The following is a 12,312-nucleotide window of genomic DNA, read 5'->3' as shown; positions in this document are numbered from 1 at the left end:
GCATGCATGGAAGAGCGTATGACAGAGATGTATCAAGGAAGCTGTTTATGTGCGGCCGTCAGTTATGAGCTGTCCACCACACCCAAAGCGGTGAGTCATTGTCATTGCAGCCAGTGTCGCAAAGGTCATGGAGCCGCATTTGCTTCGTACGGCAGCGTTCCGCGTAGCGCGCTGCAAATACTTAGCGGCGCTATGCATATCAAAACCTATGCTTCTTCAGAGAAGGTATCACGCGAGTTCTGCGCGCAGTGCGGTTCGGCCTTGTTCTGGTCACGATCTCAAGGTGAGTTTGCCAACTGGGTTTCAATAGCGCTGGGCACGCTCGATACGCCCTTTTTACCTCGAAAGCAGAAACATGTTCATCTCGACGCCGCAGCGCACTGGCACAGTTCATCCAACCCATGCCCTCCAAACGACTGAAGTCTCCCGGGCGAAAGTTGCCTCGCTTTTGTTGACGGAGATAGGCATTGGCGTAAAATCGCCACCCCAAAAAATCAGCGTGCATAGCCAGAAGGAGCTCCGATGCAACGGGTGATGATTGTTGGTCAACCTGGGTCTGGCAAAAGCACTTTGGCGCGTAAGCTTGGTCAGCGTACGGGGTTGCCGGTCGTTCATATCGACACTATCCACTGGCAGCCAGGTTGGATCGAGCGAAGCCGGGATGAGAAGACGCGGCTTTGTCTCGACGTCGAGGCCCGTGATTGTTGGATATTCGAAGGTGGCCATTCAGTCACTTGGGACAACCGGATGGCCCGTGCAGATCTTCTAATATGGATTGATCGTTCGGCGACGCTTCGATTCTTGCGCGTACTGCGCAGAACACTGCTCCAACGTGGTAAGTCTCGGCCTGACTTGCCGGAGAACTGCCCCGAACGGCTGGCGAACCTGCCGGAGTTTTTTAGATTCATGTGGCAGACGAAAAAATCAGCGCGAGCGAAGATGCAACAACTCTTGGCAACAGCGCCATCAGCTTGCAGCGTGGTTCATCTGCGTTCTAATCGAGATACCAGGATTTTTCTCGCAAACATTGGAAAAACGACTGGCCAAGCTCCGCAAGATTGATCGACGGTTGACTGCTTCACCAAGGAAACTGTCGGTTGCGAGCGGTGGCTCTTGGGGGATAGCTGCCTGTCACCTCCGACTGCGATCTGCCATGAGCGGCCTTTCACCTGTCCACAGAAAGACACTCAACTTACCCAGCTGTAGAGACAAAATTGAAAAGGACACAGACTTAAAAACTACTTAAACCTATCTGGAATGTACTCTTGCCTTTCAACTAATTTTAGCGCATTCAACATATCTTCCAAGAAGTGAGTTAGCTCCTCTTTAGATTCGCAAACTGTTAGAGAAGCTATTTCCGAATCGCAAAGGCGCTCTTTGATAATGCGCATGCAATCTGCATAAATCATTAGCTCCCCTTCAGAAAGGCGCAAATCAAACAACGTTACACTGGCAATACACTCTTTTTTTAGAATATCCATTACTCACCCTTTACCATAGTCAGAAAAATCTAGATTGAAATGCCTTAAGCTCGTTTGAATCGCCCCTGATTTTCTAGAGGCATCCGAGTGGTTCCTTCTGAGCCGAAAGCTGCCTGATCAGGCATTGACCAACTCCATGATGTGGGTGGCATGGACATCTTCTGTTCGACTGAAGCCGCAGCGCAAATAAAACGCGTCGCCTCTAGAAGTATCGGTGGAAAGACGCACCTTCTGAAAGTGAAGAGTTGCGTGTGCAACCAATGCGTTTACCAGCGCCTGACCGACATGTTGATGCCTTGCCGCAGGTGCCACGTACACTCGCCGCAGCCTTGCGGTATCGGGCTTGTTATAGGGATCAACTGTTAGCCCTCCGATTCCTATCACTTGCTGGTTCGAATACGCTGCCATGAGACATTCACCGGGTGCGTTGAAGCGATTCGTTCCAGAATGCCACTCCGAAATCAGGCGCGTAAGAAGCCGGAAACCTTCTGCAACGGCCTCTTTCTCCAAAGTAAGAATGTCCGCCGGCAGGTGCGTAATCTGTTGAATCTCGATTGGTTTCATTCATCGTCCCGGATTCGGCGTGAATCCTTTTGGCTGATCGAGGATGCATCGGGCGCATGCTATGAGCGATGCAAGTGGCAGCGCAGCTACCGACCTTTAGCTGACCTTCAAAATCACACGATGTTGGCTTAAAGATCAGTCGCTAAAAGGCTGCGCTCCGGCGCGCTTGTACTGTTCGTTCCACCAGACGACAAGTTCAGCATGTTGTTCATGAGTGATCCAGGCCACGTTCGTTTTGTCTGTTGGATCGCCCCCGCAAACCAACGGCTTCACATGCCATTTGATCTTCCCTGCGAACTGCTCGTCAGGCTCCAGCGAAATCGGCTGGGGCAGCGCAAACGGCGCAACACAGGACGCGTCGAGCGGCAAAGTTGGTACCGTAAACATTACTCGGCAAGCGTTGATGACGATAAAGTCGTCCCAACTTTTTAGGCCCAGTAGCGTGTAACCCGGCAGGTAATGATCAAATCGGTAGGCTTTCATCGCAGCCAAGCTTTCATCCTGCGTGAGGACGATGAAGTAATCGTCGTTTTGCCAACCTTCGTTCATAAAATAATGACCCACTTCCAGTCGCTGCTAGGCGTCTTATCTGAGCGTAAAAACCAGAATCGCCAAATTTCCCGCTATACCGAGTACCACCCACGCAAACGCTACCAGTGCCTTGAACACCTTCCGCGAGGGGCCGAAAACAACGCTAAGCAATGCTCCGATGAGGATGCCTGGAAAGCTGAATAAGTAGAAAAGCCACCCCATGGAGTCTGTGACCCAGAGGTGGAAAAGGAACAAGTACAGCCCCATGGCAGTCGCCATTCCTCCCAGCGATTCTCGTGACGCTTTGCACAGCAGCGCTATGCAAAGCACTGCCACTTGCGGTAACCAGGTGCATGCAAAGTTCTCTAGGAAGAAGGGGCCTTTTCCCGTGGTGTAGACGGCTACGGCAAGGCCCAACCCGACGCCGATGGCTGCCAGCGGAATACGAGTGAACTGTGGAGGGTTATTTTCCATCGATCTCATTCCCTGTGACCTTTTTGATGCGGGTGGTTCGTGAAAGTCCGCAGCCTTTTTACAGTGAAATCCCGCCAAATCAAGCGACATTCGAAATGCCAGCTTTTACCCAAACAGCCGGTCGCGGCGGCTTGAATAAAGCAGCAAGAATCGGATAGTAAGCACTGTACGAATTCCAGTCTGATAGCACGCCAAACCAATAGGAGTTCGACGATGGTGTTTCGTATAACTGGCCTTTCCCCGGAGCCATTTCAGTCACTGTTTGGATTGCCCGACCAAGAGCTTGCGTCTCTCGGGATAAAGCGTTACATCGTCGACAGCAACCCAGGCTTTCCCGACCGTATCGAAATGAAGGATGCGGAGCTAGGTCAGAGTGTGCTGTTACTCAACCATGTCTGTCAGCCAGCCAAGACGCCATACCGTGCCTCACACGCGATCTTCATACGGGAGTGGGCCACGCACGCTTATGACGCAGTCGATCAGGTACCCGAGTCTATGCGAATCCGCCTGCTATCACTTCGCGCTTTCACTGATGATGGGATGATGCTCGACGCCGACGTCGCTGATGGACTAGCAATAGAACCTGTCGTTACCCGGATGTTTGCCAATCCAGAGGTTAGTTACATTCACGTTCACAATGCCAAGCAGGGTTGCTACTCCGGGCGAATAGATCGGGCTTAGTTACCGCAGGTCTTTGTGGTTCGTCTTCGATTTTGCTGGTCACCCACTGGGCGGTATTGGCCGTTAGTGGCCCGTCTCGAATGGCAGCTAATGGGTGTGAACTTGATCTTTAAACGCAATAGAAGGTCTAGATCGGCCCGCCGGCCTATCCGCGACCATTCCTGCGACAGTCGTTCCCGCATGAAGCCTACGTGGTGAGGTAGGACGTCACAATGTCTTCAAGCATGCCCACCAGTTCAGGATCCATGTAGCGGTAATCATCGGGAATATCGAGAGAGTGGAGCCGTTTGTGTTCAAGAAGGCGGGCGTATTCAACCTGAAGACGATTAAGGTGTTTGCGTTCCATGACAAAGATCACATCAGCCCAGCGAATATCCGCTGGGCTGATAGGTTTACGTGCATTTGGACTGGTTCCTGCTGAACGGGCATTAAAGCCTGGACGACGGCGCCAGATCGCTTCCGCAGTAGGACTACGCCATTGGTTACGGCTACAGACGAACAGGAGATTAGTCACTCTTGATCCAGTAGTTGGCGGGTTGTGCGGATGGGATAGCTCATCCCGAGTGGGTGTGCTCTGTAAAGTTTGGCTGCACGAATGCACATCAGTTTCCAATTCTTTTCTGTCTTGAATCCAGCGGACGAACCGTATTGTCGCCTCTGCATTTACGGGCGTGCATACGTCTCCAGGCGTGGGTTCTTTTCATCGTTATATCCTCGTGAGTACCGGGTTCAGCAGCCGCAGCAATACGAGTTGGAAATATAGTAAACGTGAATCGATGCAGGGGCTAGATAGGTTGAGCGCTTGATACCAGCAGCAGCTAATGACTGTAGGCGGCCTCAGCGCCAAACGGCCAACAATTGTCACTCTCTCATCGTTAGCGGTACTCGGCGAATGGCAGGCCAGTTCAGGACAACGGTGAAACTGGCTAGGAAAGCGTTACTCCGCCGTTTACAGTTTCTTGAATGACCCCATTCACCTTACGACCCAATAAAGTCAGCACTTCAAAAATATTGGGGTCGGACGGATCAACTGCCATGCCCAACGTGGATACAGTTATCGAAACCCCATCACTGATCACTTGATCGGGAGCCGTTGTCTGAATAGCCAGTCTGGCGTCGCACTCGATAACTTTTCGGGCGATTTCAGATGCTGAGTCAAGATTCTCCCACTCGATCATTTCTCGAATTTCCTCAGGCACCCAGTCAGGATCACTTAATCAGCATGTAAATAATCTACGTAGCGGCGTCGCTGAACCCTCTATCTGCTGGGCGGTATGCTACTTATTACATGGTCGAGAAGCTATACATATCGTTCTGATGGATTGGGTTGCGGTGATCTGTAAAAATAATTCTGAGCGTGAATCAATCGAGCGCTCCTCACTCCGCAAACGCAATATCAATAAGCTCATCAAACCGTAAATTTACCTATTTGCCGCTGTAGCACGGCTCCGAGTTCTGCCAACTCATTACTTGAGCTGGCAGTTTTCTCGCACGACAAAGCTGAATCATCCGCAATATTACGGACTGAAGTAACACTGCGGTTAATTTCTTCTGCCACACAACTTTGTTCCTCACCGGCGGTTGCGATTTGCCTGACCATTTGCTGGATGTTGTCAATCATCCCCACGATGGTTTCAACCGAACTCCCGGTGTTTGAAACTTGTATGACGGTTTCATCAGTCAAACCGCGACATACTTCCATCATCCCAGCAGCTTCTTCGGCTATTTTTTGCAGATTGGCGGTCAGAGCGCCAATTTCCAGGGTTGCGCCCTGAGTCCGTTTGGCAAGCGTTCTCACCTCATCTGCTACCACCGCAAACCCTCGACCCGCATCGCCCGCCCTCGCAGCTTCGATAGCGGCATTCAGCGCCAATAAGTTGGTTTGATCTGCGACCGACGTTATAACTTGCAATACCCCACCTATATTTAGGCTCTCTATTTTGAGTTGTGCCATAGCGGCCGCAGATTTCGACACCTCAGAGGCCAAGCGTTTGATTTGGGCTATTGCGTCTTTTGCCATGGTGCCGCCGGTCTGCGCTTGAAGGTTAGCGTTTTGTGCCGCATGGGCTGCTTCTTCGGAGTTGCGCGCAACTTCAAGGGTGGTTGCTACCATTTCGTGGATCGCGGTGGCGACTTGGTCGATTTCAATTCTCTGATTTCCTACGCCGATGCGGGTCTGCTCTGTCGCAGCTGAAAGGTCAACGGCGGCATCAGAAATGACGGACGATGACGTATTAACTTGACTAATAAGCAGGCTCAGGCGTGCCTGCATTTCACCTAAGGACGACAGCACACTACCGGCCACTGACATTTTCGCTTCAAGAATCGGGCGCAAGTCACCACTGGCGACGCGCTGAGCGATGGTGGACAAGACAGTCGGCTCTGCACCAAGAGCACGTGATAAACCACGAACTATCAGAGTGGTCAGTACGACCCCTATGGTAATTGCCAGTGCGCAGAAGAACATCAGAAAGTTACGAGTGTTTTTATATTCGTTCTGCGAGTCACTGATGCTAGTCTGCGCAAGACTTGAGTTAAAGCTCTTGTAATTCATAACGCTGGTTACTAGTTTCTTTAGAAGTGGCAAGCATTCACTGTTCATCATATCAATGGCCGCTTTATCGTCGCCACTCATGGCTAACCGCGTAATCTCTAAAGCGACAGGGCCATAAATTTTCTCAATTTTCTCGATCTCAGCAACTAAACTCCGGGCGTTATTATCCTCGGCGGATGTGGGTAGCACATTGACGCCCGCTACAAGTTCCGACAAAAGCTTTTTAACTTTTTGATGTTCGGTATTTATGGCGTCCGCTTCAGCTTGTCGGTCAACTGCAGAGGTGACCAGTACAAGGTTGCGTGCTGAAATAGCACGTTGCTGCGCAGCGAGCAACAAATCGTTCATCAGACCCATGCGCTTATCCAAACCATCAACATAACTTGAGAAGCGTAGATTTGATTCATTTAAACTAATGACAGAAAATGCAGAGATCATAAACGTAATCACTACAAGCAAGCCAAAACCCAACAGCAATCTTGTCCGCACCGACCATGAATTTAACATGCTAACTCTCCAGGAGATTTTTATTATTCTTACGGCGCAGCCAAGAATCTGGCGCATTGGCACTATGGGCCGCTGGATGGCAATAGTTCAAGTGTTAAATGGCGTTGTGATACTAAAGTGCTAAATTGCAACTCTAGCAGTCCAATCGAATTGCCTGCACTGTCTGTGCATATCTATTTGAGTGGTTTTTTAATTCTGGCTGGATATTTACTCCAACGCCATACTCAAAACAAAAAGCACTCTATACTTAATTCAATTTAATTTTGTCGAGCCCTATAATGAGCTCTATGCTCAAGTTCATGACAGACCGCTTTTGGCCGAAAGCAGTCCATCAGAAAAAATCATATTGATCATCATCGGGCTTGCCCGCCACAACTGAAACGCCAGATAAAACAGATACGCTGCCCCCAAGATCTTTATGCCGTAGAACAACAAATCCGACGCCTGCAACACCACCGCAAAAACAGCCGAGGCGAGGGCGATCATGCCGGCGAACGCCAGCAGACGGCCGACACCGGCCAGGTAGGAAGGGTGGTCCATGGCGGCTCCGGGTTTGCGCAGGCGGGAATCAGTGAGGATATCTAACCGAAAAGTCTCGGGGCCTTGATTCCCGTGTGTCGATGAAGAAAACTGCGCCCCTTGATTCGAGTTCGAACCTGCGACCTGAATCGCTGGCGCGGGTTTACTTTTGAGTATGGAGTCGACGATGCAAGGAACAGCGTTTGAAATAATGCGAATAGATCAAATCCACGCGATCGTTTCGCCCACCGTAGAGTCCCTGCTACAGCCGCTGGGTTTCGAGGTTCAAAGCCCGCTGTCTTGGCTTCGCAGCGCTGACGCTCCGATTCGCCAGGTCTTTCGCCTGGCGCAGTGGAAAGGTGGCGCGCTGGCACCGTCCTGGGGGGTGTCATTGGATTTCGTCCCGCATCTTTGCGGAAATGACTTCAAATGGCACAGGACTGCGAAGTCTGCGCGACCTGATCTGACGTTCGATGTACGCGATCGCGCGTTTGATATTTCCTATCACTACGGGCCTGAAACTATCGCGAAGTGCGCACCCGATATCCTCAGGGCCGCCATTCCAAAGGCTGAGTCGTTCTGGAACGCAGCGCGTTCGATCACCGACCTGCCTGGCGCTTTCGAGCGGGTCAGGCAGCACCTGTCGACAGGCGGGCTGGGTTTCTACAACTACGCGCAGCATCCGCTTGCGTATGCCTTTGTATTGGCCATGAACGGCAAGCCCGACGCGGCTGAGGAAGAGTTCCGACGCTATCATGCGCGTCTTTCAGAGGCCGCCCAGAGGAAGCTTCGTAAGCTGTTCGTGGAGGCCGGCGGTTATCCTGGTCAGTGATGAGCACGGCCAGGTTCGAGGGTGTCGATGTAAAACAACCGGGCCCGCGCTAGTCGTCGATTAATGCTTCAGGGCCTCACACTGATTACGTAAGTTGCTGTCTCGAATATTCCCGCAGCTTTGACCGTTGATCGTGGCATTGCAGTAAGCGCGTTGATTGTCGTCACTGATGTTGCCGCAACTTTGCCCGTTCATTTCAGCATTGCAGGTGGCCCGCAGGTTATCGTCGCGGATGTTGCCGCAGCTTTGTCCGTTGATTTTGGCATTGCAATAGGCGCGTTGATTGTCGTCACTGATGTTGCCGCAACTTTGCCCGTTCATTTCAGCATTGCAGGTGGCCCGCAGGTTATCGTCGCGGATGTTGCCGCAGCTTTGTCCATTGATTTTGGCATTGCAATAGGCGCGTTGATTGTCGTCGCTGATGTTGCCGCAACCGGCGTAGGCGTACCCACTCAACATCAATAGCAACGCAAATATGACTCTCATCGATCTCTCCATAGCGGGCAGGAAATAGCTTGGCGCTGACTGATCCAAAAAAGATCGTGATGCATCAGTGAGCCGGTCAGGTTTTCAACTGGTTGAATAGCTGTTGCAGAAACACATCACCTGCCGCTGATTCTGAAAGTAAATAGTGCCCAAACCAAATATCCCAGCCAGCGGCGAGGCTAAACTCAGCGCAATGGAAACTTGGGTGAATTGTTGTGTCAAGGCCGACGACGGGAGATCCCACCTGTCGGAACCCATGGTGTTTGACTAAGGTGTCGACCAGCGAAAGCCAATAAGCGTCAGGCAATTCGTTGAGGCCCAGGGTTAGATGACCATTCGCTGCGGTGTGAAGAGCTGGGTGCATGGCGGACCCTTCAATCTGCTGTCGATATTGATCACGCGTTCCCAAGCCTACTGTTGCACCGTCCAGACCGCCAATTCATACCCATCCAGGTCCGTAAAGTGAAACCGACTTCCACCGGGGAACGTAAACGTCTCGCGGGTGATAACGGCACCCAGGGCTTTGAGCCTCTGTTGCGTATCATCAAGATCATCCGCATACAAAATCACCAGCGGGCCACCCGGTCTAACGGGCTCCCCGGTGGTGAAGCCTCCGCTCAGGCGGCCGTCGCTGAATTCGGTGTAACTGGGGCCATAGTCGACGAATGTCCAACCGAATGCGCCGCCGTAGAAGGCTTTGCTACGGGCAATATCGCCCACGTTGAATTCGATGTTGTCGATTTGTCGGTCTTTGCCGCGAATGCTCATGCCTGTCTCCTTGGCTGATGTTCGGAACCGCGAGTGTAACGTAAGCAACCGCCGTCATGAACGTGAGCGTCCGGGTGCGCCCAAAATGCCGATGATGCAGTCGGACACAGAATCAAGGGAGGAAATACAGTGGCGTTTGATGAGGTGCTTGACCGGCTGCGCAGTGGTTCATAGCCGGCCTTTCAGAAAGCGCTGATCATGATCCGGATGTGGCAACAGGCAGCTGTCGGACTTCCCAAAAAGTCGATAGCGGTTGCGCGCCACGCGGTCGTAAGCCCAATCCCTCAGCTCGCGCGGGATAAAGCGCAACAGCAGCAATGCACGCCACGTGGCAGGCAGTTGCGCAATGATTTCGAACACCGCCTCTGAACGCACCCAGTAGTGATGGTCGCGAATGACCGCCAGGGTGTCGCAGCCTCGCGCCTATAGGTATGAACCTAACGCGACAGCGACAGTGCCGCACCTTTTTCCTCCGTGCCCACGTCGTGCAGGGAAATCCTCGACGTTTCCGGCAACGCCAAACCACCCGCCAGTGCGAGCAATGCCACCGCTATCAGATAAAACGCCGGTGACAGGTTGCTGCCCGTGGTGCTGATCAACCACGTCGCTATCAGCGGCGCGGTACCGCCGAAGATCGTGTACGCCATGTTGTAAGTGATTGCCGAGGCGGTGTACCGCGTGCGTGTCGGGAAGGTCTCCGACAGCAGCGCTGCCGTGACCACGCCGCACAACACGGCGCCCACCGCCAGCAACATGACGCCGACAATGGACGCTGCAAACGAGCCGGAACTGGCCATCAGGAACGATGGGTACACCACCACGATCAGCAACACGCACGCGGTCATCACCGTGACCCGACGCCCCACCCGGTCCGAATACAACCCCGCCAGCGGGCAAATCGCCGCAGCGAAGATCAGCGCGATCAGCGACACCAGCAACGCCATCGCCCGACTCAGCCCGCCCGCCACTTGCAGATAGGTCGCGAAGTAGGTGGTAAACATATAAAACGACAACGCCGTCAGTGACACAAAAGCGCCCAGGCAGCAGATCGCCGCACCATGGTTGCGCAAGGTTTCCTTGAGTGGCGAGTGGGCGACCGCATGCTCCTGCTTCACTGCCTGGAAGGCCGGTGTCTCATCCAGCTTCCAACGTAGGTAAAGCCCCACCAGCCCGAGCGGCGCGGCGATCAGGAACGGCAGGCGCCAGCCCCAGCTGCCCATCGCTTCGGCCGATAACGACGCTTCAAGGGCGTACGCCACCACGGCGGCGGCGGCGAAGGCGGAAAATGTCGAGACGGGCACGAAGCTGCCGTACCAGGCGCGCTTGTCACTGGGTGCGTGTTCCATCAGGTACGCACAGGCCCCGGCATATTCGCCCCCGGCGGAGAATCCTTGGGCGCAACGGATCAGCGACAACAGAATCGGCGCCGCGACGCCGATGGCGGCGTAGGTGGGGAGCAGGCCGATCAAGGTGGTGGCGCCGGCCATCAGCAGGATCGTCATGGCCAGGGTACGTTTGCGCCCGATGCGGTCGCCGAGCATGCCGAAGAAAATCCCGCCCAAGGGCCGGAAGGCGAAGGCGACGGCGAACACCGCGAAGGTTTTGAGCAACGCCGCACTGGCGTCGCCGCTGGGGAAGAATTGTTGGGCGATGGTGGTGGCGAGGAAACCGTAGACGGCGAAGTCAAACCACTCGACGAAGTTACCGATGCCGGCGGCGATGATGACCTTGCGCAGGGTTTGGGGGCTTACCTGTTCGGTGGAGGGGCTCGTCATGGGGAAGGCCTCGGAAGGGGGTCGGGGATGCTGGATTATCCGGGGAAGGCGGGTGGGCGGCCGGGCTCAAAAGAGTCGTCCGCATAGCCAGTAGCGACTGGGTGGGAGTGAAGGAGCAGGAATTGGGCCAGGTCAGGCGGGGATTTATCGCTAGCGGGCAGATTTGCGGTAAGTCAGCAGCACAATCCCGGTGACCACGATGACGCCGCCGAGCATCTGCCCGGCATTGAGCATTTGATCGAGCACGATCCAGCCCATCAACAACGTCGCCAGCGGCTCAATGTTCATGACCGGCGCATTGCGCGGCATGTCCAGGCGTGGGACCGACATGAACAGCACGATAAAACCGGTGCCATACAGCACCACCAACGTCGCGAGCGCCAGCCAGCCGGTACTGGTTGCCGGTGGGTTCAGGCCGCCCGGAAGGGCACCGCTGAGGCCCGCGAGGTTGACGCTGCTGAACACGATGAAGATCGTCAGCAGGCTGCGCACTGAACCGCGAACCTGGGACAACTTGTGATCGGTGATCCACAGCGCGCAGGCGAACACGAAGGCGGCGCAGAATGCCAGGCTGACGCCGAGCAGCCATTGCGGGCCGATCTCGGCACTGCTTGAAAGGCGGCCGGGTACGTCCAGGACAAACACCAGGCCGACCAGAATCAAGCCCATCAGCAAGGCGGTGCGCGCCGTCGGGCGTGGGCCGCCGAATGCCCAGGTGAGCAGGGCGAGCAAGATCGGGAACACGTTGCCCACCAGCAACGCCAGCGCCACCGGCACGCGGGCGACGGCGGAGTAGAGGCACAGGCTTTGGGTGGCGATAAGCAGTCCCAGCAGCACTTGCCAGCGCCATGCCCCGGCCGGCAGGCGCAGGTTTTGGCGTTGCCACAGCACCAGCACGGCCAGTACCAGCAAGGTGCCGCCCGAACGCATCAGAATAGCCAGCAACACACCCGCGCCATCATCGAAGGCTACGCGCGCCGCAATGTGGTTGCCGGCAAAGGCACAGCCCATGCACAGCAGAATCAACACGGCGATGGGGCGGGAGAAGGGGGCGGGTGTGGTTTGCGTGGTGGCAGCGGCAGTCATGATGAGGCTCGAGCATTGGGCACCATCGTCGAGGATGGCGATTTATTTTTAGGT

16 protein-coding genes and 2 pseudogenes are annotated in these 12,312 nt (G+C 54.3%); 4 read left to right on the top strand and 14 right to left on the bottom strand.

The genetic code is table 11. From position 1 onward, the window contains the following. The first annotated feature begins 18 nt into the window (after positions 1-18). Positions 19-420: a GFA family protein gene (locus ACI512_RS20690; protein WP_236383690.1), complete on the top strand. Its 402-nt coding sequence runs from the start codon at positions 19-21 to the stop codon at positions 418-420. Positions 421-522: 102 nt separating this feature from the next. Beyond that, a complete protein-coding gene (locus ACI512_RS20685; RefSeq protein ID WP_405121298.1) occupies positions 523-1,062 on the top strand; it encodes an AAA family ATPase in 540 nt (179 codons plus the stop codon). Between the two features lie 176 nt (positions 1,063-1,238). Here ACI512_RS20685 and ACI512_RS20680 read toward each other — a convergent pair whose 3' ends face one another. From ACI512_RS20680 to ACI512_RS20665, 4 genes are all read right to left on the bottom strand, one after another. Beyond that, positions 1,239-1,481 (bottom strand): hypothetical protein, encoded by a 243-nt coding sequence (locus ACI512_RS20680; protein WP_064053451.1) that lies wholly within the window; start codon positions 1,479-1,481, stop codon positions 1,239-1,241. 117 nt (positions 1,482-1,598) lie between these two features. Continuing rightward, complete coding sequence (locus ACI512_RS20675; RefSeq protein WP_405121297.1) at positions 1,599-2,045, bottom strand: GNAT family N-acetyltransferase; 447 nt, start codon at positions 2,043-2,045, stop codon at positions 1,599-1,601. A 135-nt stretch (positions 2,046-2,180) separates the two neighbouring features. Then, on the bottom strand, positions 2,181-2,594 hold the full coding sequence (locus tag ACI512_RS20670; protein ID WP_236383330.1) for a hypothetical protein: 414 nt from the start codon (positions 2,592-2,594) through the stop codon (positions 2,181-2,183). Between the two features lie 36 nt (positions 2,595-2,630). Continuing rightward, entirely contained in the window at positions 2,631-3,050 is a 420-nt protein-coding gene (locus tag ACI512_RS20665) for a hypothetical protein (protein ID WP_236383332.1), read from the bottom strand. 213 nt (positions 3,051-3,263) lie between these two features. Between ACI512_RS20665 and ACI512_RS20660 the strand changes: the two genes are divergently transcribed. Continuing rightward, positions 3,264-3,731 (top strand): DUF1203 domain-containing protein, encoded by a 468-nt coding sequence (locus ACI512_RS20660; protein WP_064053454.1) that lies wholly within the window; start codon positions 3,264-3,266, stop codon positions 3,729-3,731. Positions 3,732-3,918: 187 nt separating this feature from the next. Here the strand turns inward: ACI512_RS20660 and ACI512_RS20655 are convergent, their stop codons facing one another. From ACI512_RS20655 to ACI512_RS20640, 4 genes and pseudogenes are all read right to left on the bottom strand, one after another. Next, positions 3,919-4,245: a low molecular weight protein tyrosine phosphatase family protein gene (locus ACI512_RS20655; protein ID WP_236383334.1), complete on the bottom strand. Its 327-nt coding sequence runs from the start codon at positions 4,243-4,245 to the stop codon at positions 3,919-3,921. Positions 4,246-4,657: 412 nt separating this feature from the next. Next, the gene (locus ACI512_RS20650) at positions 4,658-4,909 is read right to left on the bottom strand and encodes a hypothetical protein (RefSeq protein WP_231807426.1); all 252 of its coding nucleotides are present in this window, start codon (positions 4,907-4,909) and stop codon (positions 4,658-4,660) included. 230 nt (positions 4,910-5,139) lie between these two features. Continuing rightward, entirely contained in the window at positions 5,140-6,792 is a 1,653-nt protein-coding gene (locus tag ACI512_RS20645; protein ID WP_250948693.1) for a methyl-accepting chemotaxis protein, read from the bottom strand. Between the two features lie 357 nt (positions 6,793-7,149). Further along, positions 7,150-7,320: pseudogene (locus ACI512_RS20640) on the bottom strand (LysE family translocator); the annotation flags it as partial. Positions 7,321-7,498: 178 nt separating this feature from the next. Here ACI512_RS20640 and ACI512_RS20635 point away from each other — a divergent pair. Next, complete coding sequence (locus ACI512_RS20635) at positions 7,499-8,143, top strand: hypothetical protein (RefSeq protein ID WP_236383336.1); 645 nt, start codon at positions 7,499-7,501, stop codon at positions 8,141-8,143. Between the two features lie 60 nt (positions 8,144-8,203). Here the strand turns inward: ACI512_RS20635 and ACI512_RS20630 are convergent, their stop codons facing one another. The 6 genes and pseudogenes from ACI512_RS20630 to ACI512_RS20605 form a co-directional block, all read right to left on the bottom strand. Beyond that, a complete protein-coding gene (locus tag ACI512_RS20630) occupies positions 8,204-8,629 on the bottom strand; it encodes a hypothetical protein (protein WP_236383337.1) in 426 nt (141 codons plus the stop codon). Between the two features lie 76 nt (positions 8,630-8,705). Beyond that, entirely contained in the window at positions 8,706-8,993 is a 288-nt protein-coding gene (locus ACI512_RS20625) for a hypothetical protein (RefSeq protein WP_043205424.1), read from the bottom strand. Positions 8,994-9,040: 47 nt separating this feature from the next. Then, positions 9,041-9,397 (bottom strand): VOC family protein, encoded by a 357-nt coding sequence (locus ACI512_RS20620; RefSeq protein ID WP_046036163.1) that lies wholly within the window; start codon positions 9,395-9,397, stop codon positions 9,041-9,043. Positions 9,398-9,565: 168 nt separating this feature from the next. After that, positions 9,566-9,808 (bottom strand): annotated as a pseudogene (locus ACI512_RS20615) (thiol-disulfide oxidoreductase DCC family protein); the annotation flags it as partial. A 26-nt stretch (positions 9,809-9,834) separates the two neighbouring features. Beyond that, positions 9,835-11,172 (bottom strand): MFS transporter, encoded by a 1,338-nt coding sequence (locus ACI512_RS20610; protein WP_236383340.1) that lies wholly within the window; start codon positions 11,170-11,172, stop codon positions 9,835-9,837. A 150-nt stretch (positions 11,173-11,322) separates the two neighbouring features. Then, positions 11,323-12,258, bottom strand: a complete 936-nt coding sequence (locus tag ACI512_RS20605; protein WP_284738874.1) for a DMT family transporter — start codon at positions 12,256-12,258, stop codon at positions 11,323-11,325. Positions 12,259-12,312 lie beyond the last annotated feature (54 nt).

The sequence above is a fragment of the Pseudomonas petroselini genome (assembly GCF_045037875.1).
Classification (GTDB): domain Bacteria; phylum Pseudomonadota; class Gammaproteobacteria; order Pseudomonadales; family Pseudomonadaceae; genus Aquipseudomonas; species Aquipseudomonas petroselini.
Note: the sequence above shows the minus strand (reverse complement) of the source record. Positions and strands in the feature narration are given on the sequence as shown.